General features: G+C 73.0%; 21 protein-coding genes and 1 tRNA gene. 18 read left to right on the top strand and 4 right to left on the bottom strand.

What is annotated here, in order from left to right:
- Positions 1 to 44: 44 nt before the first annotated feature.
- The 11 genes from ABD080_RS11545 (at position 45) to ABD080_RS11495 (ending at position 10206) form a co-directional block, all read left to right on the top strand.
- Positions 45 to 407 (top strand): hypothetical protein, encoded by a 363-nt coding sequence (locus ABD080_RS11545; protein WP_343905078.1) that lies wholly within the window; start codon positions 45 to 47, stop codon positions 405 to 407.
- Complete coding sequence (locus ABD080_RS11540) at positions 404 to 838, top strand: hypothetical protein (protein WP_343905076.1); 435 nt, start codon at positions 404 to 406, stop codon at positions 836 to 838. Before ABD080_RS11545 ends, ABD080_RS11540 begins: the two co-directional genes overlap by 4 nt.
- Positions 835 to 1968: a quinone-dependent dihydroorotate dehydrogenase gene (locus ABD080_RS11535; RefSeq protein ID WP_377827303.1), complete on the top strand. Its 1134-nt coding sequence runs from the start codon at positions 835 to 837 to the stop codon at positions 1966 to 1968. Before ABD080_RS11540 ends, ABD080_RS11535 begins: the two co-directional genes overlap by 4 nt.
- A gap of 22 nt (positions 1969 to 1990) precedes the next feature.
- Positions 1991 to 3400: a replication-associated recombination protein A gene (locus ABD080_RS11530; RefSeq protein WP_343905071.1), complete on the top strand. Its 1410-nt coding sequence runs from the start codon at positions 1991 to 1993 to the stop codon at positions 3398 to 3400.
- Positions 3401 to 3535: 135 nt separating this feature from the next.
- Positions 3536 to 4162, top strand: a complete 627-nt coding sequence (rpsD, locus tag ABD080_RS11525; protein WP_343905069.1) for a 30S ribosomal protein S4 — start codon at positions 3536 to 3538, stop codon at positions 4160 to 4162.
- A gap of 160 nt (positions 4163 to 4322) precedes the next feature.
- Positions 4323 to 7031: an alanine--tRNA ligase gene (alaS, locus tag ABD080_RS11520; protein WP_343905067.1), complete on the top strand. Its 2709-nt coding sequence runs from the start codon at positions 4323 to 4325 to the stop codon at positions 7029 to 7031.
- Positions 7028 to 7546, top strand: a complete 519-nt coding sequence (gene ruvX / locus ABD080_RS11515; protein WP_343905065.1) for a Holliday junction resolvase RuvX — start codon at positions 7028 to 7030, stop codon at positions 7544 to 7546. Before alaS ends, ruvX begins: the two co-directional genes overlap by 4 nt.
- Positions 7546 to 8751: an endolytic transglycosylase MltG gene (gene mltG, locus ABD080_RS11510; RefSeq protein WP_343905063.1), complete on the top strand. Its 1206-nt coding sequence runs from the start codon at positions 7546 to 7548 to the stop codon at positions 8749 to 8751. Before ruvX ends, mltG begins: the two co-directional genes overlap by 1 nt.
- A 4-nt stretch (positions 8752 to 8755) precedes the next feature.
- On the top strand, positions 8756 to 9586 hold the full coding sequence (locus tag ABD080_RS11505; RefSeq protein ID WP_343905061.1) for a shikimate dehydrogenase: 831 nt from the start codon (positions 8756 to 8758) through the stop codon (positions 9584 to 9586).
- 121 nt (positions 9587 to 9707) lie between these two features.
- Positions 9708 to 10028: a hypothetical protein gene (locus ABD080_RS11500; RefSeq protein WP_343905059.1), complete on the top strand. Its 321-nt coding sequence runs from the start codon at positions 9708 to 9710 to the stop codon at positions 10026 to 10028.
- Between the two features lie 92 nt (positions 10029 to 10120).
- Positions 10121 to 10206, top strand: a tRNA-Leu gene (locus ABD080_RS11495).
- A gap of 47 nt (positions 10207 to 10253) precedes the next feature.
- Here ABD080_RS11495 and ABD080_RS11490 read toward each other — a convergent pair.
- On the bottom strand, positions 10254 to 11450 hold the full coding sequence (locus tag ABD080_RS11490; RefSeq protein ID WP_343905057.1) for an IS481 family transposase: 1197 nt from the start codon (positions 11448 to 11450) through the stop codon (positions 10254 to 10256).
- A gap of 200 nt (positions 11451 to 11650) precedes the next feature.
- Here ABD080_RS11490 and ABD080_RS11485 point away from each other — a divergent pair, with 200 nt between their 5' ends.
- Both ABD080_RS11485 and ABD080_RS11480 read left to right on the top strand, forming a co-directional pair.
- The gene (locus ABD080_RS11485; protein WP_343905055.1) at positions 11651 to 12118 is read left to right on the top strand and encodes a tRNA (cytidine(34)-2'-O)-methyltransferase; all 468 of its coding nucleotides are present in this window, start codon (positions 11651 to 11653) and stop codon (positions 12116 to 12118) included.
- On the top strand, positions 12115 to 12984 hold the full coding sequence (locus ABD080_RS11480) for a TrmH family RNA methyltransferase (protein WP_343905053.1): 870 nt from the start codon (positions 12115 to 12117) through the stop codon (positions 12982 to 12984). Before ABD080_RS11485 ends, ABD080_RS11480 begins: the two co-directional genes overlap by 4 nt.
- Positions 12985 to 13018: 34 nt before the next feature.
- On the opposite strand, the gene ABD080_RS11475 is transcribed toward ABD080_RS11480, so the two are convergent.
- Both ABD080_RS11475 and ABD080_RS11470 read right to left on the bottom strand, forming a co-directional pair.
- Positions 13019 to 13528: a hypothetical protein gene (locus tag ABD080_RS11475; protein ID WP_343905051.1), complete on the bottom strand. Its 510-nt coding sequence runs from the start codon at positions 13526 to 13528 to the stop codon at positions 13019 to 13021.
- Between the two features lie 84 nt (positions 13529 to 13612).
- Positions 13613 to 13849, bottom strand: coding sequence for a DUF5703 family protein (locus ABD080_RS11470; RefSeq protein ID WP_416232195.1), 237 nt, complete (start codon positions 13847 to 13849; stop codon positions 13613 to 13615).
- Between the two features lie 185 nt (positions 13850 to 14034).
- Between ABD080_RS11470 and ABD080_RS11465 the strand changes: the two genes are divergently transcribed.
- The 3 genes from ABD080_RS11465 (at position 14035) to mshC (ending at position 16722) form a co-directional block, all read left to right on the top strand.
- Positions 14035 to 14352, top strand: coding sequence for a DNA primase (locus ABD080_RS11465; RefSeq protein WP_343905049.1), 318 nt, complete (start codon positions 14035 to 14037; stop codon positions 14350 to 14352).
- A gap of 203 nt (positions 14353 to 14555) precedes the next feature.
- Positions 14556 to 15428, top strand: coding sequence for an undecaprenyl-diphosphate phosphatase (locus ABD080_RS11460; RefSeq protein WP_343905047.1), 873 nt, complete (start codon positions 14556 to 14558; stop codon positions 15426 to 15428).
- Between the two features lie 34 nt (positions 15429 to 15462).
- Positions 15463 to 16722: a cysteine--1-D-myo-inosityl 2-amino-2-deoxy-alpha-D-glucopyranoside ligase gene (gene mshC / locus ABD080_RS11455; protein WP_343905045.1), complete on the top strand. Its 1260-nt coding sequence runs from the start codon at positions 15463 to 15465 to the stop codon at positions 16720 to 16722.
- 57 nt (positions 16723 to 16779) lie between these two features.
- Here mshC and ABD080_RS11450 read toward each other — a convergent pair whose 3' ends face one another.
- Positions 16780 to 17586 (bottom strand): PAC2 family protein, encoded by an 807-nt coding sequence (locus ABD080_RS11450; RefSeq protein ID WP_343905043.1) that lies wholly within the window; start codon positions 17584 to 17586, stop codon positions 16780 to 16782.
- A gap of 159 nt (positions 17587 to 17745) precedes the next feature.
- Here ABD080_RS11450 and ABD080_RS11445 point away from each other — a divergent pair, with 159 nt between their 5' ends.
- Entirely contained in the window at positions 17746 to 18870 is a 1125-nt protein-coding gene (locus tag ABD080_RS11445) for a site-2 protease family protein (RefSeq protein ID WP_343905041.1), read from the top strand.
- 43 nt (positions 18871 to 18913) lie between these two features.
- Positions 18914 to 19999 (top strand): tRNA (adenine-N1)-methyltransferase, encoded by a 1086-nt coding sequence (locus tag ABD080_RS11440; RefSeq protein ID WP_343905039.1) that lies wholly within the window; start codon positions 18914 to 18916, stop codon positions 19997 to 19999.
- Positions 20000 to 20004 lie beyond the last annotated feature (5 nt).

The raw sequence follows: 20004 nt of genomic DNA, 5'->3' as shown, positions 1-20004 counted from the left end.
GGCCCCGGACACCGGCACGGCGGCAGGACGAGGACGGACCGGACATGGCGGTGCTCAGCACCCTGGTCTACGTGGTGGGCGCGCTGACGGCGCTGCTCGCCGTCTACTACACGGTGCGGGACCTGAGCGCGGATCTCGTGCTGCTCGGGGCGAGCGCCCTGACGCTCCTCGTGTGGGCGGTGATGGGAGGCGCCCTGCTGGCCCGCGACCTGGGCGGCGGGAGCGTCGACGACCCCGTGACGCTCTACGGCTACCTGCTCACCGGTCTCGTGCTCCCGCTCGCGGGCGGATGGGCGGGCCTCTGGGAGCGCACGCGCTGGGGGAGCCTCGTGATCGGCGCGGCGGCCGTGACCGAGATGGTGCTCATGATGCGGCTCCCGCAGATCTGGGCGGGGGGCTTCGCATGAGCGCGCGCCCCTCCCGCGGTCTCACGACCCTCCTCGTCTTCGTGTACGGGCTGTTCGCGCTCTCCGCGACCGCCCGCTCGCTCGTGCAGATCCTCCGCGAGTTCGACCGCGCGCCCGTCGCGTACTCGCTCTCCCTGGTGGCCGCGCTCACCTACATCGCCGTCACGCTGACCTTCGCGCTGCGCGGCCCGCGCTCGCCGCTCGCCCTCGCCCTCGTGATCGTCGAGCTGGTGGGGGTGGTCGCCGTCGGGACGCTCACCCTCGCGGACCCGGCGCTGTTCCCCGAGCCCACGGTGTGGTCCGACTTCGGGATCGGGTACGGCTTCGTGCCGCTCGTGCTGCCGCTCGCCGCGCTCGCGCACATCGCGCGCAGCAGGCGCGGCGCCCGCCGCGGACGGGACGCGGGACCGACCACGGGGGAGGGCCGATGACCGCGTACGGTAGGGCCGTGACCACCGCCGACTCCTCCTCGAGCACCGCCTACGAGGCACTGTTCCAGCACGTCCTGCGACGGATCGACCCGGAGCGCGCCCATCATCTGACGATCGACGCCCTGCGTCTCGCGCAGTCCCTGCCCGGGGGCCACGCCCTGCTGCGCACCCTCTTCGGTACCCCGCACCCGGCGCGCGACCCACGGCCGACGCGCACCGTGCTGGGCGCCGAGCACGCCTCCCCGCTGGGTCTCGCCGCCGGGTTCGACAAGGACGGCGTCGTGCCGCTGGCGCTGCTGGACCTCGGCTTCGGCCATGTCGAGGTGGGGACCGTCACCGCGCGGCCGCAGCCCGGCAACCCGCGCAAGCGGAGCTTCCGCCTCATCCCGGACCGCGCCCTCATCAACCGCATGGGCTTCAACAACGAGGGGGCCCGGGCCCTCGCGAAGAGCCTCGCCCGGGCTCGTCGCACCGAGCGCGGCCAGCGCGCCGTGATCGGCGTGAACATCGGCAAGAACAAGGCGACGGCGCTCGACGACGCGGCGGACGACTACCGCTCCTCGGCGCGCCTGCTCGCCCCCTACGCGAGCTACCTCGCGATCAACGTCTCGAGCCCGAACACCCCGGGCCTGCGCGACCTGCAGTCGGTGGACGCGCTGCGCCCGGTGCTCGCCGCCGTGCTCGAGGAGGCGCACTCCGCGGAGCGGCGACTGCGCCGGGACGTCCCGGTGCTCGTGAAGATCGCCCCCGACCTCCACGACGAGGACGTCGTCGCCGTCGCGCGGCTCGCGACGGACGTCGGTCTCGCCGGCGTCATCGCCACCAACACCACGATCGACCGCCCGGCGGACCTCCGCAGCGACCGCGGGCTCGTCGAGTCGATCGGCGCGGGCGGACTCTCCGGCCCGGTGCTCGCGCGGCGCTCCCTCGAGGTGCTGCGCCTGCTGCGCCGCGAGCTGCCGGCGGAGACCGTCGTCATCAGCTGCGGCGGCGTGACCACCGCCGCGGACGTCGCCGAGCGGCTCGAGTCCGGTGCGGATCTCGTCCAGGGCTACACGGCCCTCATCTACGAGGGTCCCGGCTGGCCGGGTCGGATCGCCCGCGAGCTCGCCTCCCGCGGCATCGTCTGAGCCCGCGCCTACCCTGGAGAGCATGGACGAGGACCTCTTCTCGCTGGGCGGGGACGCCCCCGCGCCGCGCACCCTGAGCGAGGGCAACCGGGACCACCGGGCGCCGCTCGCCGTGCGCATGCGCCCGGCGTCCCTCGACGAGGTCGTGGGGCAGCACCAGGTGCTCGACCCCGGCAGCCCGCTGCGACGCCTGGTCGCGGCCGACGACTCCCGCACCGCGCCGTCCTCGGTGATCCTCTGGGGCCCGCCCGGGACCGGGAAGACGACCCTCGCGTACGTCGTCGCGAGCTCCGGTGACCGGGAGTTCGTGGAGGTCTCCGCGGTGCTCGCCGGGGTCAAGGACATCCGCGACGTCGTCGACGCGGCACGTCGTCGCCTGCGCACCACCGGCAAGGAGACCGTGCTCTTCGTGGACGAGGTGCACCGCTTCTCGAAGTCCCAGCAGGACGCGCTGCTGCCGAGCGTCGAGAACCGCTGGGTCACCCTCATCGCCGCGACGACGGAGAACCCGCACTTCTCCGTCATCTCGCCGCTGCTGTCCCGCTCGATCGTGCTCACCCTCGAACCGCTCGAGCGCGCCGACCTCGACACGCTCGTGGACCGTGCCCTCGCCGAGGAGAAGGGGCTCGGCGGTGCGGTCGAGCTCACCGACGACGCCCGGGAGGCGCTGCTGCGCCTGGGCGGCGGGGACGCGCGCAAGATCCTCACCTCGCTCGAGGCGGCCGCCGCCGCCGCGCTCACCAAGGACCCGCCCGTCGTCGACGCGGAGGTGCTCGCGCAGGCCGTGAACCGCGCTGCGCTGCGCTACGACCGCGCCGGGGACCAGCACTACGACGTCACGAGCGCCTTCATCAAGTCGATGCGCGGCAGCGACGTGGACGCGTCGCTGCACTACCTGGCCCGGATGATCGAGGCAGGGGAGGACCCGCGCTTCATCGCCCGCCGGGTCGTCATCGCGGCGAGCGAGGAGGTCGGCATGGCCGATCCCACCGCGCTGCAGGTCGCCGTCGCCGCCATGCAGGCCGTGCAGATGCTGGGCATGCCCGAGGGGCGCATCCCGCTCGCCCAGGCGGTCGTGCACATCGCGACGGCCCCGAAGTCCAACGCCGCGTACAAGGCGCTCGACGAGGCGATCGCGGACGTCCGCTCCGGCCGCGCCGGGGTGGTCCCCCCGCACCTGCGCGACGCCCACTACTCCGGGGCCAAGAGCCTCGGTCACGGCGCGGAGTACCGCTACGCGCACGACTCGCCGCACGGCGTGGTCCCGCAGCAGTACGCGCCGGACGAGCTCGTCGGGACGGACTACTACCGCCCGCGGGAGTCCGGCCCCGAGGGCCGGGTGGCCCAGCGCGTGCAGGCCCTGCGGCGGATCGTGCGAGGTCGCGACGGCGGGAACGGCGCCGGTGGGAGCGGCGACGGCGGCACGGCGTGAGGCACTCCACAGGAAGCGCGGTGCGACCTGCGCCGCGAGCCGTTGAGCCGCGAGCGGGGCTGCGCTAGTCTGGGTCGCTGAATCCGCGGCTGCTTCATTGGATTCAACCCCCGTCGACAACAAGAGGTAGACCTCGTGACCAACGTCACCCGCGCGCGCCGCCAGGCGCGTCTGTCCCGAGCACTCGGGCTCCCGCTGACCCCGAAGTCCGTCAAGTACTTCGAGAAGCGTCCGTACCCGCCCGGCGAGCACGGCCGCGCCCGCCGCCGCACCGAGTCCGACTACGCCGTGCGCCTCCGCGAGAAGCAGCGTCTGCGCGCGCAGTACGCCCTGCGCGAGAAGCAGATGCACCGCTCCTACCTGGACGCGAAGAAGCAGCCGGGCCTGACCGGCGAGAGCATGGTCGAGCTCCTCGAGATGCGACTGGACGCGCTCGTGCTCCGCTCCGGCTTCACCCGCACCATCCTGCAGGCCCGTCAGGCCGTCGTGCACCGCCACGTCCTGGTCGACGGCAAGCTGGTGGACCGCCCCTCCTTCCGCGTGAAGCCGGGCCAGACCATCCAGATCAAGCCCAAGTCGCAGGCCATGGAGCCCTTCCAGGTCGCTGCCGAGGGCGGCAACTCCGACGTTCTCGCCGCCGTGCCGAGCTACCTCTCGGTCGAGCTGTCCGAGCTCAAGTCTCAGCTGGTCTCCCGTCCCAAGCGCGCCGAGGTCCCCGTGACCTGCGACGTGCAGATGGTCGTGGAGTACTACGCCCGCTGATCCCCCGGGATCACGGCGAAGGCCCCGGCTGGCGTGCTCCGGTACGCTGACCGGGGCCTTCGCGTCCCCATCTGCCTCCTCGGCCCCACGACCGCACCGCCATCCGGCCCCGGTCCGTGCGGCCTCCCTGCTCCTCGTGCCCGGAAGGACCCCCACGACCATGCGCACCTCCGAGATCCATCGGCGCTTCCTCGCCCACTTCGAGAAGAAGCGGCACACGGTCGTGCCCAGCGCCTCCCTGGTCTCCGCCGACCCCTCGATCCTCTTCACGATCGCCGGCATGGTGCCCTTCATCCCCTACATCGTGGGCACAGAGAAGGCGCCCTACGATCGCGCGGTGAGCGTGCAGAAGTGCATCCGCACCAACGACATCGAGAACGTGGGCCGCACGACCCGCCACGGCACCTTCTTCCAGATGGCCGGCAACTTCTCCTTCGGCGACTACTTCAAGACCGGAGCCATCGACTTCTCCTGGGAGCTCCTGACCTCCTCCGTGGAGGACGGCGGCTACGGCCTCGACCCCGATAAGCTCTGGATCACGCTGTGGGAGGAGGACCAGGAGTCCTTCACCCACCTCACCGAGGTCATCGGCCTGGACCCCGCGCGCATCGTGCAGCTGCCCTGGGAGGAGAGCTGCTGGGACACCGGCCAGCCCGGCCCCGCGGGCTCCACGGGGGAGTGGTACTACGACCGCGGCCCGGAGTACGGCCCGGACGCTCCCACCGGGCGCCTGCCGGAGTGGCCCGGTGACGAGCGTGCGGAGGACCGCTACCTCGAGATCTGGAACCTCGTGTTCGACCAGTTCCTGCGCGGCCCCGGCAAGGGCAAGGACTACGAGCTGCTCGGCGAGCTCGACCAGAAGGCGATCGACACCGGCCTCGGCGTGGAGCGCCTCGCGTTCCTCCTGCAGGGCAAGCAGAACATGTACGAGATCGACCAGGTCTTCCCGGTCATCGAGGTCGCGCAGCAGCTCACCGGCCGCGTGTACGGGGCCGACGCGGAGGACGACGTGCGGATGCGCGTCGTCGCGGACCACGTGCGCAGCGCGATGATGCTCGCCTCGGACGGCGTCCGCCCCGGCAACGAGGGCCGCGGCTACGTGATGCGCCGGCTGATCCGGCGCGCCGTCCGCTCCATGCGCCTGCTGGGCTACGCCGAGCCGTCGATGCCGCACCTGCTCCCCGCCTCGCTCGAGGTCATGAAGGAGTCCTACCCGCAGCTCGAGACCGATCGCGGGCGCATCAGCGACCTGATCCTCGGCGAGGAGGAGGCGTTCCGCCGCACCCTCGCGACGGGCACCACGATCTTCGACCAGATGGTGGGCGAGGTGAAGCAGGGCGGCGGCCGTGCCGTCCCCGGCGATGCCGCGTTCCGCCTGCACGACACCTACGGCTTCCCGATCGATCTCACGCTCGAGATGGCGCAGGAGGTGGGGCTCTCCGTCGACGAGACCGGCTTCCGCACCGCCATGCAGGAGCAGCGGGAGCGCGCCCGCGCCGATGCCGCGGCGAAGAAGACCGGCCACACCGACACCGCGCTCTACAACCGCCTGCTCGGACAGCGCGGCGAGGCCGTGCCCTTCCTCGGCTACACCGAGTCCACGGTCTCCACGACCGTCGAGTCCGTGCTCGTGGACGGCGCGCTCGTCGACACGGTCACCGCGCCGGCGGACGTCGAGATCGTCCTCGCGACCACCCCGTTCTACGCGGAGATGGGCGGACAGCTCGCCGATCAGGGCCGCATCGCCGTCGCCTCCGGCGGCATCGTCGAGGTGGACGACGTCCAGGCGCCCGTGAAGGGCCTGCCCGTGCACCGCGGCCGGCTCGTCGAGGGCGAGGTCCATCCCGGTGCGGGAGCGGTCGCGAGCATCGACCTCGAGCGTCGCGGCGCGATCGCCCGCGCGCACACCGCGACGCACATGGTGCACCAGGCGCTGCGCGAGGAGCTCGGTGACGGCGCGACCCAGGCCGGATCGGAGAACTCGCCGGGCCGCATGCGCTTCGACTTCCGCTTCGGGCAGGCGGTGCCGCACTCGAGCCTCGAGCAGGTCGAGGGGCGCGTGAACACGCTGCTCCAGGACGAGCTCGAGGTCACCGACCGGCAGATGCCGATCGACGAGGCGCGGGCGCTCGGTGCGCAGGCGCTGTTCGGCGAGAAGTACGGCGACGTGGTCCGCGTGGTCTCGATCGGCGGCGACTGGTCCCGTGAGCTGTGCGGCGGCACCCATGTGGGCTCGACCGGCGCGATCGGCTCCGTGCAGCTCATGGGCGAGTCCTCGATCGGCTCCGGCGTGCGCCGTGTCGACGCGCTCGTCGGCCTCTCGGCCTATCGCCGGCAGGCGAAGGAGCGCGCGCTCGTCTCCCAGCTCACCGACCTGCTGAAGGTCGGCACCGCGGAGGACATCCCCGAGCGCGTGCGCTCCCTGACCCAGCGGCTCAAGGACATGGAGAAGCAGCTCGCGAGCCTGCGCGGCGCCCAGCTCCAGGCGCAGGCGGGCCAGCTGCTCGAGCACGTGGTCGACGCCGGCGGCGTGCGCCTGCTCGTGCACGACGCGGGGGAGGGCATCGCCGCGGGCGACCTGCGCACCCTCGCGCAGGACCTCCGATCCCGGCTCGGCGAGGACTCCGCCGCCGTCGTCGCCGTCGCCGGCCACGAGGACGGGCGGGCCGCGCTCGTCGTCACCACCAACGGCGCCGCCCGCGAGGCGGGTCTCAAGGCAGGCGCGCTCCTGCGCACCGGTGCGGAGGCCATGGGCGGCCGCGGCGGCGGCAAGGACGACATGGCCCAGGGCGGCGGCGGCGAGCCGGCGCGCACGGGGGAGGCCCTCGAGGCCGTCCGCGGGGCCGTGTCGGCGAACGCGACCGCATGAGCGAGCTCCCGCGCGGGGTCAGGCTCGGGGTGGACGTCGGCGACGTCCGCGTCGGCCTGGCCCGCAGCGACCCGGACGGCATGCTCGCCACCCCGGTCGAGACGGTGCCCCGGGACACGGCGGTCGCCACCATCGCCGCCTGCGCCCGGGAGACCGAGGCCCGTGCCATCATGGTCGGGCTTCCCCGCACCCTGAGCGGTGCCGAGGGCCCCGCCGCGCAGAAGGCGCGGCAGGTCGCCGAGGAGCTCGTCGCCGAGCTCGCCGGCGATCCCGACCCCGCCGAGGTGCGGATGGTCGACGAGCGGCTCACGACGGTCTCCGCGCACCAGGCGCTCCACGCGTCCGGTCGCAAGGGGAGGAAGCACCGCCAGGTCGTGGACCAGGTCGCTGCCGTGATGATCCTGCAGCAGGCGCTGGACCTCGAGCGCAGCGCCGGCCGTCGCGCCGGCGAGCTCGTGGCCGCGGCGGTTCCCGAGCCCGGCGCCGCCGGGGGACCCGAGCAGGAGGACGGCTGATGAGCGAGGGCCAGGGCGAGGACGATTCCGTCAGCTTCGACGAGCTCGCCGAGTCGCAGAACCCGCGGGACGAGGACGCCTCGACCGGCCACGGCCGTCGGCGCGCCGCCGGACCGGTGCGTCGAGGGCGACGCCGCGGACCGCTGCGCCGGGCGCTTCCGGTGCTGCTCGTCCTTCTCGTGCTCGGCGGTCTCGGCGTGGGCGGCGTCTACGGCTACCAGTGGCTCACCTCCAACGTGAGCCTCGAGCAGGAGGAGCCGGACTTCCCCGGGCCGGGCAGCGGCGAGGTCCTCGTCCAGGTCGCCGAGGGCGACACCGGCACCGACATCGCCGAGACCCTCGTCGACGCCGGTGTCATCAAGACCTCCGGGCCCTTCATCACCCAGTTCTCGAACTCGCCGGACGCCTCCGGCATCGAGCCGGGCCTGTACCGGCTGAAGAAGGGGATGACCTCCTCCGACGCCCTCACGATGATCCTGGACCCGGCGAACGTGGCGGGACACCGCGTGATCGTCCCCGAGGGGCTGCGGGCGGAGAAGATCTGGGCCGTGCTCAGCGAGGCGACCGACATCCCCGTCGAGGACTTCGAGGCCGCCGCGAAGGACTACACCTCCTTCGGCGTGCCCGAGAACGACGCGAAGTCCCTCGAGGGCTATCTGTGGCCGGGCCGCTACGACGTCCCCGAGGACGCGACCGCCGGCGAGGTCATCTCGATGATGACGGACCGCATGCAGACGGAGCTCGAGAAGCTCGGTGTCGCCCCGGAGGACGAGCACCGCGTGCTCACGCTCGCCTCGATCGCCGAGAAGGAGGCGCGCGACCCGGACGACTACGGACGGGTGGTGCGCACCCTCGAGAACCGCCTCGAGGGCGTGGGGGAAGCGAAGGGGAAGCCGATGAAGCTCCAGCTGGACTCGACCGTCGCCTACTTCACGGGCAGCGACACGATCTCCACCACGCCCGCGCAGCGCAAGCAGGACAGCCCCTACAACACGTACCTCCACGAGGGGCTGCCCGTCGGGCCGATCTCCAATCCCGGCAAGGCGACGATCCAGGCGGCGATCGACCCGCCGGAGGGCGACTGGCTGTACTGGGTCACGATCAACACCGACACGGGCGAGACGAAGTTCGCGGCGACCTACTCCGAGCACGAGAAGAACGTGCAGGAGTGGCGTGACTGGTACGACGCGAAGCAGGGCGGCTGATCCCGTGCGCCGCTTCGCCGTGGTCGGCTCGCCGATCGAGCACTCGCTCTCCCCGCTGCTGCATGCCGTCGCGTATCGCGAGCTGGGCATCGAGGACGCCGTCTACGAGCGCCACGAGGTGGGTGCGGGCGAGCTCGCCGGTTTCCTGCTAGGGGACGGCGCGGATCTGCAGGGGCTCTCCGTCACGATGCCGGGCAAGCCGGAGGCGTTCGCCCTCGCGGCCGAGCACGACGACACCTCCGCCGACCTCGGCGTCGCCAACACCCTCGTGCGACGCGCGGACGGATCCTGGCGCGCGGAGAACCACGACGTGCACGGGATCGTCGCCGCGCTCCGTGACCACGGCGCCGGGACGGTGCGCTTCGCGGGAGTGCTCGGCTCGGGGGCGACGGCGCTCAGCGCGGCGCTGGCCCTGTGCCGGATGGGCGCGCAGGAGATCCTGCTGAGTGCCCGCCGCCCGGAGAGGCTCACCCCCGTCGTCGACCTCGTCTCCTCGCAGGGTGCGGACGCACGGATCGTGCCCTGGGACGGCGCCGCCGAGCTGCTCGGCACCGAGGTCGTGGTCAGCGCCCTCGCCGCGGCCGGCGCCCGCGCGGTCGCCGAGGAGTGGCGGGCCCGCCCCGATCTTCCCGTCGTCCCGCTCCTGCTCGACGTGCTCTACGACCCGTGGCCGGCGCCGCTGGCCGGCCTGCTGGGTGAGCGGGGCACGCAGGTGGCGAACGGTCTGGAGATGCTCGTGCACCAGGCCGACATGCAGATCCGGTCGATGGTCGGCGCACCCTCCGCCCCCGTCGCGGCGATGCTCGACGCCGCGCGGGAGCAGCTGCGCCGCTGACCGGACCGGGACGCCCCGGGACGTGCCCCGGCAACTGTCCGGAATCCTTGCCGCGCTCGGTCAAGGGAACGTAAAGTGACCGTCGATCCCCGGCCCTTCCGCCGGGGGCTGAGGAGTCACCATGGACCTGACGCCGGACGTCACCACCCCGCTGCTGCGACGATGCACGGCACTGGCCACGATGGCCCGCGTCGAGCTGCTCTCCGAGCACCGCCACCGCGCGGCCGACGAGCTCTCCGAGGTCCTCGACGAGATCGTCTCCTGGTCCGGCTCCCGTCTCGACGACCCCGATCCGACGATGCTCGCCCTGTGCGCCGCGGCCCTGCTCGACCTCGCGGACAGGATCCCGGGGGCGGCGACGGCGCTGGCCGCCCGCGTCGCGGACGCCCTCGGCGTGCTGACGGGACAGATCCCGACCCGCCCGCTCTCCGTCAGAGCGTGATCGTCGCCACGAAACTGCTGGCAGCGACCCTTTCGGTGCAGGAGCGGGGTCATTCCCGTGCTACTGTTCAGGAGTCGTCGCAACGACCACTCGTCCGGGTGGCGGAATTGGTAGACGCGCTAGCTTGAGGTGCTAGTGACCGTATTAGGTCGTGGGGGTTCAAGTCCCCCCTCGGACACGTTGTGAAGTCTCGGGACATCGTTCGCAGATGTCTCGGGACATGGTTCACGAAGAAGGGCCCTGGTTTTCACCAGGGCCCTTCTTCTTTGCCTGGTAGCCGCGGGTCGGGTCGATGATGTACTCGCCGAGGATCTCCCCGGTCTCGAGGGAGGCGACGAGGACGTCGTCCCCGTGGATCAGCAGCCGCACGGGGGTTCCCTTGTGCGCACGGCCGAGACCGAGGTGGCGCATGCGTCCGGCATGGCGGAGGGAGACCTTGCCGTCGCCGTCGACGCGGTCGGTGCGGATGGTGCTCGAGGCGGGATGGGAGTGCGGCGCGGGGCGGGCTTTCGGGGTCGCTTCGTAGGTCTCTGCGGGCGTGCGACGGCGCAGAGCGCGGTGCGGCCGCTGGGTGTTGTACCAGGTCCGGAAGGTGTCCAGCTGGTCCTGCAGCGCCTTGGTGTCGGGTTGGTGGGGGCGGGCGGAGAGCCAGAGTTTGAGGGTCTGGTGGAAGCGTTCGATCTTGCCCTGCGTCTGGGGGTGGTTCGGTGCGCCGTTGAGCTGGCGGACGTGGAGGTCGGCCAGGGTGCTCTCGAAGGAGTTCAGCGTCTTCAGCACGCGGCGTCCCTGGGCGAAGCGGGTGGTGAAGACCATGCCGTTGTCGGTGAGCATCGCGGCGGGCGGCCCGTAGATGCCGGTCAGGTCCAGGAACGTGGCGGTCACGTCGGGCCCGGTGACCGGGGTGAACACGCGCAGGGCGAGAAGGAAGCGCGAGTGGTCGTCGAGGAAGTCGAGGATCTCGACGTCGGCGCCGGTGGCGAGCGGCCAGTGGGTGAAGTCGGACTGCCACATCTCGTTGGGCTGGTCGGCTTCGAAACGGTGCCATGAGGAGCGGGGACGCTTCTGGGGCTGCGGGATGACCAGGTTGTTCGCACGGAGGATCCGGTGGATCGTCGCGCGGGAAGGGACAGGTCGTCCTTCGCGTTCGAGGTGCATGGAGATCGTCTCGGCGCCGGCGTCACTGCCGTCCTGCTCGAGCTGTCGGCGCAGCTCGATGATCCGTGCGACGACAGGGGGATCAGTGGCGGTGGGGCTGGAGTGCGGGCGCCGAGACCCAGGGTCGAGGGCATCGAGGCCGCCGTCACGATGCCGGGCCAGGAGGATCTCCACCCAGCGCCGGGACACGCCGTAACGGCGCGCGGCATCGGCAGGACGAAGCCCACCCTCGATGACGGACAGCACGATCACCCGGTTCTTCACCATCACCCAGTGTGCGAACGATGTCCCGAGACATCACCCTCCACGCACTGCGAACGATGACTCGAGACAGGTGCGAACGATGTCCTGAGACCGGACACCCCCTCGGACACGTTTCTCGAAGGCCCCGGCTCCCAGAGCCGGGGCCTTCGGCGTTCCCCGGCCCGGTTCCCCCGGGCCCCGCCGCGCATGCCATGATCGCCACCATGGTCCATGTCTTCCTCCACAACCCGGTGATCGCCGGGAACACCGGCAACGCGATCCGCCTCGCGGCCGTGACCGGTGCCCGCCTCCATCTCATCGAGCCGCTCGGCTTCGACCTCGAGGACGCGAAGCTGCGCCGGGCCGGGCTGGACTACCACGACCTCGCGGAGGTCCGGATCCACCCGGATCTCGAGACCGCCCTCGCCGCCGTCCCGGACTCCCGCGTGTTTGCCTTCACCGCCCGTGCGAGCACCACGTACGAGCAGGTCGAGTACCGGCGCGAGGACGTGCTGCTCTTCGGCACCGAACCCACGGGACTGCCCGAGGAGGCGATGGCCCACCCACGGGTGAGCGACCGGGTGCGGATCCCGATGCTCCCCGCGCGCCGCTCCCTGAACCTCGCGAACTCCGCCTCGATCGCGGTCTACGAGGCCTGGCGTCAGCTCGGCTTCGACGGGGCCGGAGCATGAGCGGCTCCGCGCGGCACGGCTCCTCCCGGGGCAGGCCCGCCCTGCCCTCGCGCATCGAGCGCCGCAACGCCCAGTTCCAGCAGTGGGAGTCCCTCCTGCGCTCACGCACGATGCGCACCCGCAGCGGCGAGATGATCCTGCAGGGCGTCCGGCCCATCACCCAGGCGGTCGCCCATGGCATGGAGCTGCGGGCGCTGCTCACCGACGGCCGGGAGCGGCACTCCCGCTGGGCGGCCGAGCTGCTCGCCGCCGCGCCCGCCCCGGTCGTCGAGCTCGCCCCCGAGCTCATGGCGGAGCTGGGGGAGCGGGAGGACGGACCGCCCGAGCTGCTCGCCGTCGTCGTCGTGCCGCAGGACGATCCCGCGCGCCTCGGGCCGGTGCTGGACGCCGCCGGCGCGTCGCCGGTGATCGTCGCCTTCGACCGCCCGTCGAGCCCGGGGAACATCGGCTCCCTCGCCCGCACGGCCGACGCCCTCGGCGCGAGCGCGCTCGTGACGACCGGCCACAGCGCCGACGTCTGGGACCCGGGCGCGATCCGGGCGAGCACGGGATCGCTCATGGCGCTGCCCGTGCTCCGCCTCGCCGCGCCGCGCGACCTGCTCGCGGTCGTGGACGCGCGGAGAGCGTCGGGGGAGGAGTGGACGGTCGTGGGTCTCGACGAAGCGGGCGGACGCACCCTCGACCAGGTGGACCTCACGGGGCCGACGGTGCTGGTCGTCGGCAACGAGACGACCGGGATGAGCGCCCCGTGGCGCGAGGCCTGCGACGAGGTCGCGGAGATCCCCATGGGTGGCAGCGCCTCCTCCCTGAACGCCTCCGTCGCCGGCTCGATCGCCCTCTACGAGCGTCGCCGGCAGCTGGGTTGAGCCGGCTGCCCCTCCCGACCGGGGCGGGGCGGGCTCATCCCCCGAGCGCGGGGCCCAGCAGCGGGGCGCCGAGCAGTCCCAGGAACGGGGTGGACAGCAGCACCGGCCCCAGGGCGAAGCGGGATCTCCCGGTCCCCGTGCGCACGAGCGTCACGGCGCCCGCGATCCCGGCGAGCAGCAGGGCGCCGCAGGCCCCGGCCACGACGGCTCCTCCGCCGAGCATGCCCGTCATGAGCACGACGGCCGGGAGCGTCTTCGCATCCCCCATGCCGAGCAGCGGCGGGGCGAGGAGCGCCAGCAGCACCGCACCGGCGCCGATGACCGCGGCGAGCACGAGCGCGACCCGCAGCGGTGAGCGCAGTGCCGGCTCGATCAGGGCGGCCAGACCGAGTCCGAGGAGGGTGGCCGCCGTGAGCGCCCCCACGAGCGGGTTGGGGAGCCGGTGCTCGCGGGCGTCCCACCAGGACAGCCGCATCGCGAGCGGGAGGTAGAGGAGGACGAGCACCAGCAGGGGGAGCAGCACGGTGGGGTCCGGGGACGGCATCGGCCCATTCCAGCAGAGCGGCCGCGCCGGCGCGCCGTCACGGCGCCGATTGTGGACGGGCCCGTCGGCCTCGGCGACGACGGGTCAGAGGCCGCTCGGGTCCCCGAGCGTCGAGCGGACGCGGATGATGCGTCGGCGCATCCACACCTTCTTTCCGCCGCCGAGGTACCTCCGGGTGCGGGCGAGCTCCCAGCGCCCGTACTCGGCCTCCTCCGTGAGGTGCGCGCGCACCTGGCCCACGGAGGTGCGGGGAGGGACCGTGATGATCTGGAACTCGTAGTCCTCGGGACGTCGGCCCCGCTCCACGGGGAGGTCCGGCACCCCGCGGGGATCGCGGACGTGGACGATGCGGCCGAGCGGCGGACGGGCGGGCGAGGGCACGGGCGGGGCCTCCGGGACGTGGGTGGTCGGCGGGCGGGCGCCGGACCGAGGGTCCTGCAGGTCTCCCAGGATTTTCCGGTCGTCCGTGCTGTCCATTCTGCCGCCGGACGGGGTACCGTCCAAGCATGAACACGGATCCTCGCTCCGCTCTCGCCGCGCTGATCGCTGCCCTGGAACGTCACTACGAGGCGGCCGCCGCCTCCCGCGGTGACGACGATCCCGCGCTGGAGGCCGCCACCGAGCAGCTCACCAGCGCGTTCGACACCTATGACGACGCCCTCTTCGAGGCCTACGACATCGCCACGCCCCTCATCGTCTTCGACGGCGACGAGGACGACGACGATGACGACTTCGACGACTTCGAGGATCTGGACGACCTCGATGACGAGGACGACGAAGACGACTTCGACGACGAGGAGGAGGGCGACGGAGACGAGCGCTGACCGGCGCTGACGAGCGCCCTCCGGCACTCCTCGCAGGACCTCCACCGACTCTTCACCGACGGTGCCCACGCGGCGCCGGGCCCCGTGCCCGGCGCCGCGTAGTCTGTCCCCGGCCGCGATGCGGCCCGACCGTCGACGAGGGCGCCCTCGCCCCGTCCCGACCCGGGTGGACCGCATGAGCGGAGCACCGAGAAGGAGCCTCCTTGTCCGTCCTCGACGCGATCATCCTGGGCATCGTCCAGGGGCTGACCGAGTTCCTGCCGATCTCCTCCAGCGCCCATCTGCGCATCATCGGCGAGCTGCTCATGCCGGGCCAGGACCCGGGCTCCGCCTTCACCGCGATCGTGCAGCTCGGCACGGAGACCGCCGTCCTCCTGTACTTCTGGAAGGACATCACGAGGATCATCGGCCGCTGGTTCCGGGCGCTCGCGGGCAAGGTCCCGCAGTCCGATCCGGACGTGCGCCTGGGCTGGTTCGTGATCCTCGGCTCGATCCCGATCGGCGTGCTCGGGCTGCTGTTCGAGAACCCCATCGACCACGCGCTGCGGAACCTCTACATCACCGCGACGATGCTGATCCTCTTCGGCCTCCTGCTGGGCCTCGCGGACAGGATCGCACCGCAGCGCAAGGAGCTCTCGGACATGACCGTGCGCGACGGCGTGCTGTTCGGACTCGCCCAGGCGCTCGCGCTGATCCCGGGCGTGTCCCGCTCCGGCGGCACGATCACGGCCGGCCTGCTTCTCGGCTACTCCCGCAAGGCCGCCGCCCGCTACGCGTTCCTTCTCGCGATCCCCGCGGTCTTCGCCTCGGGCCTGTACAAGGCCGCGAAGGAGATCCCGACCCTGCTGAGCTCGGACGGGCAGGCCGCCGCGGCCGCCGCGGGCCAGCCCTCGCTGCTCGCGATCGTCATCGCGACGATCGTCGCCTTCGGTGTGGGCTACGTCGTCATCGTCTGGTTCATGAAGCTCATCGAGAACCGGTCGTACCTACCGTTCGTGGTCTACCGCGTCGCCGCGGGCGTGCTCCTGCTGGTCCTGCTGCTGGCGGGTGTGCTGGACCCCCTCGCGGGCTCCTGAACCACCGGCCGGGGCGCGCCCGTATGATCGTGCGGTGCGTTCCTGGACCTCTCCCTCCCTCACCCCCCTCCCGGCGTCGGGCCGCCCGCTGCGGCTCCACGACGACCGACTGGGGCGGATGACCACCGTGATCCCGCAGACCCCCGGCACCGCCCGGGTGTACGTCTGCGGGATCACGCCGTACGACGCGACCCACCTGGGCCATGCGGCGACCTATCACGCGGCGGATCTCATGCGGCGCGCGCTGCGAGACACCGGCCACGAGGTCGAGCTCGCGCAGAACGTCACCGACGTCGACGACCCGCTGCTCGAGCGGGCCGAGCGCGACGGCGTCGACTGGCAGGACCTCGCCGCCTCCCAGGTCGAGCTCTTCGCCGAGGACATGGAGGCGCTGCGGATCATCGCCCCGGAGACCTACCTCTCCGTGAGCGAGGCGATGGACGGGATCATCGCGACCGTCGACGCTCTGCGCGAGCGCGGCCGCGCCTATCCCGTCGACAACGGCGACGAGGCCGCGGGCCCCGACTGGTACCAGGACCTCTCGATCGACGGCGCCCTCGGCGACGTCTCGGGCTGGGACGAGACGGCGATGCTCGAGGTGTTCGCCGAGCGCGGCGGGGACCCCGATCGCGCCGGCAAGCGCGGCCGCTTCGACCCGCTGCTGTGGCGCGCCGAGCGCGAGGGCGAGCCCGCCTGGGACGCCGGCGAGCTGGGCCGCGGCCGCCCGGGCTGGCACGTCGAGTGCCTGTCCATCGCGGAGCGCGGCCTGGGCCTGCCCTTCGACGTGCAGACCGGCGGCAGCGACCTCGTCTTCCCGCACCACGACATGAGCGCCGCGCACGCCGCCGGCCTGGGTCACCCCTTCGCCGCGCTCTACCCGCACACCGGGATGGTCGCCTACGAGGGCACGAAGATGAGCAAGTCGCTCGGCAACCTCGTGTTCGTGCACCGTCTCGTGCGCGACGGGGTCGAGCCGGCGGCGATCCGCCTCGTGCTCATGGCCCACCACTACCGCTCCGACTGGGAATGGACGGACGCCGAGCTCGAGCAGGCACAGGAGCGGCTGAGCGCCTATCGCGCCGCCGCGGCGACGGGCGCACCGCGCGCCGACGTCGTCGAGGAGCTGCGCTCCGCGCTGCGCGAGGACCTCGACACCCCGCGGGCGCTCAGGGCGCTCGACGCCTGGGCCGCGGCCCCGCGCGGGGACGGCGCGGCGGCGGATGTCCCGGCGGGTGCCCCGTCGGACACGGCCCAGGCCGTGGACGCGCTGTTCGGCATCTCCCTGGCGAGCTGATCACCAGCGCCTGAGCGGGCGGTCGCGGGCAGTCGCGACCGCCCGCTCACGCGTGGGTCATTCGCCGTCGCGCCGGCGCAGGAACTTCTCGAACTCGCGGGCGATCGCGTCCCCGCTCGCCTCCGGGAGCTCGGCGGCGTCCTGGGCGCGCTCGAGCCTGCGCACGTAGTCGGCCACGTCCTCGTCGGTGCGGGCGAGGTCGTCCACGCCGCGCTCCCAGGCCTCGGCGTCCTCGACGAGCTCCTCCATCGGGATCGGCGCGCTGATCGAGTCCTGCACGGCCCGCAGCAGCGCGAGGGTCGCCTTGGGGGAGGGGTTCTGCGCCACGTAGTGCGGCACCTGCACCCAGATGCTCGTGGTGCGCAGGCCGGCGCTCGTGGTGCGGCGGGCGAGGATCGTCGGCACGCCGACGGGTCCCTCGTACTGGCCGGCCGGATCGACCTTCTCCGCCGCGCCGGGCTCGACCCCGGCGCTCACCGGGAGCGGCCGCGAGTGCGGGGCGTCGGCGAGCAGGGCGCCGAGGGAGATCACGGAGCTCACGTCGAGGACCTGGAGCTGCTCGAGCACCTCGTCGCAGAAGCGCTTCCAATGGAGCGAGGGCTCGGGGCCCATGACGGTGACGATCTCGGGCCCCTGCGGCGGCTGCAGGATGCGCAGCTCCGTGTCCGGCCAGTCCAGGACCCGGAGCCCCTCCTCGGTGGTGCGGATCTCGGGACGGTTCACCTGGAAGTCGATGAAGGCCTCGGCGTCCACCGCTCCGGCCGGGCGGGAGGGCCAGATCTCGAGCAGGTGCTCGAGGACTCCGGTGGCGGCCTCCCCGGCGTCGTTCCATCCGCTGAAGGCGGTGAGGGCGATGCGACTCATCCCTTCATCATAGGACCGCGCCCCTGCCCCTGGCGGCGGTGCTCTCCCCGTCACCAGGGGCGGGCCAGGATCCCCGGATACGCTCGGGCGGGGCGGATCCACCGGCCGCCCGTCGACCTGCTGTCCCGCAGTCCCGCTGACACGGAGGAACCGGAGCCCATGCCCTCACCCTCGCTCCGGCTGCCCGGCCTCCCGCGGCTCGAGATCCGCACCAGCACCCTGCTCACGGTCGTCGTGCTCGCCGCGTTCGTGCTGCCCCTGCTCTCCGCCCCGGACCGTCCGACGGGGGTCGCGGTGCTGCTCGCCGTGCTGACGGCGCTCGCGCTGATCCTCTCCGTGCTGGGCCACGAGATCGCGCACGCCCTCGTCGCCCGCGCCTTCGGCGGCCGGGTGGACCACATCGCGCTCACCTTCGCCGGGGGCCACACGCAGTACCACGGCGAGAAGGTGGGCACGCTGGGTTCGCTGCTGGTCTCCCTCGCGGGCCCCGCCGCGAACCTCGTGCTCGCGGGTCTCGCCGCCGGGGCGGCCGCGCTGCTCCCCGTCGGGGCCGCCCCGGCGCAGGTCGTGGGGCTGACCGCGACGCTGAACGTGGCCCTCGCGGTCTTCAACCTGCTGCCGGGGCTGCCGATGGACGGCGGCCGCGCCCTCGAGACGGCCCTCGGCGCGGTGCTCCGCCGGCGGGCGCTCGGCACCCGGATCACGGCCGTGCTCGGCATGGCCATCGCGGTGCTCGTCGTGCTCGTCCCGCTCTACCGGATGATGCGCGCCGGGGGAGCGGGCACCGGCCTGATGCTCACCCTGCTGTGGGCCGTGGTCATCGCGTCGATGCTCTGGCAGGGCGCCTCCGCGGCGCTGCGCGGGGCGAGCCTCCAGGAGCGGATCGACGTGCTCACCGCTCGCGACCTCGCGCGCCGGGTTCCGCTGCTGCGGCCGCAGACGCTGCTCGGTGAGCTCCCGGACGCGCTCCGGCACGACCCGGACGCGCTCGCGGGGGCGCTCGTCCTCGCCCCGGCCCCCGGGGGAGGCGCGCCGCGGGTGCTGCGGATCGACGTCGACGCGGCCCGGGGCGTGCCCGCGGCGAGCCGCCCCTCCGTCCCGGTCACCGCCGTCGCGGCGCCGCTGGGCGAGCTCGGGGAGCTCCCGGCGGGGCTCGCCGGCGACCACCTGGTCGAGGCGATGATGGCGCGGCCCCATCCGGTGTACCTGGTCCGGGAGGACGACGGCACCGTGCTCGGTGTGATCATCGGCTCCGAGGTCGCGGCGCGCCTGCGGGGACGGTGAACGGGCCCGGAGCGGGAGCGGACCTCCGCCTATGCTGGCGGGCATGACCTCGACCCCCTCCCCGGACGCCGGCGTCCCGGCCCCCGCCCGCGCCTCGGCGCCCGCCCCCCGCGCGGCCCGCCCGGGGCTGGACCGCACCGGCCCCCTCACCCTCGGCGACAAGGTGCAGCTCGCCGACGCCAAGGGTCGCCTGCACACGATCACCCTCCGCGAGGGCGGCGAGTTCCACAGCCACCGCGGCGTGCTGCGCCACGAGCAGCTCATCGGCGCGGAGGACGGCGTCGTCGTCGAGGACAACCACGGCACCCCGTACCAGGCGCTGCGGCCGCTCTACGCCGACTACATGCTGTCCATGCCGCGCGGCGCCGCGATCATCTACCCCAAGGACTCCGCGCAGATCCTCATGTGGGGCGACATCTTCCCCGGCGCGCGGGTGCTCGAGGCGGGGGTCGGATCCGGCGGCCTCACCACCGCGCTGCTGCGCGCCGTGGGGCCGGAGGGCGCCGTCCACTCGATCGAGCGCCGGGAGGACTTCGCGACCGTCGCGAAGGAGAACGTCGACACCTTCTTCGGTGTCAGCGAGGGCGAGGACCACCCCTGGTGGGACCTCACGATCGGGGACTTCCAGGACGTCGCCCCGACCCTCGGCGAGTCCGCCGTGGACCGCGTGGTGCTCGACATGCTCGCCCCCTGGGAGTGCGTCGAGGCGGCCGGGGACGTGCTCGTCTCCGGCGGCGTCTTCCTCGCCTACGTCGCGACCGTCACCCAGCTCTCCCGCACCGCCGAGGCGCTGCGGGACCACGGGGAGTTCACCGAGCCGGACGCCTGGGAGTGCTTCGTGCGGCCCTGGCACCTCGAGGGTCTCGCCGTGCGCCCCGAGCACCGGATGAACGCGCACACCGGCTTCCTCATCACGGCGCGCCGCACCGCCCACGGCACCCGTGCGCTGACCCGCGTGACCCGCCCCGCCCCGGGCTCCCGGGACGAGGAGGAGCTGAACCACCCCGACAACGAGGGCTTCGGCGGAGGCTCCGGCGACTGGACCGCGCAGGACGTGGGCGAGCGCGGCGTCGCCCCGCGCAAGATCAAGCGCGCGCTGCGGGACATCCGCCAGGGCCGGGACCGCTGACCCGC

This window comes from Brachybacterium rhamnosum (genome assembly GCF_039526185.1).
GTDB lineage: Bacteria > Actinomycetota > Actinomycetes > Actinomycetales > Dermabacteraceae > Brachybacterium > Brachybacterium rhamnosum.
Note: the sequence above shows the minus strand (reverse complement) of the source record. Positions and strands in the feature narration are given on the sequence as shown.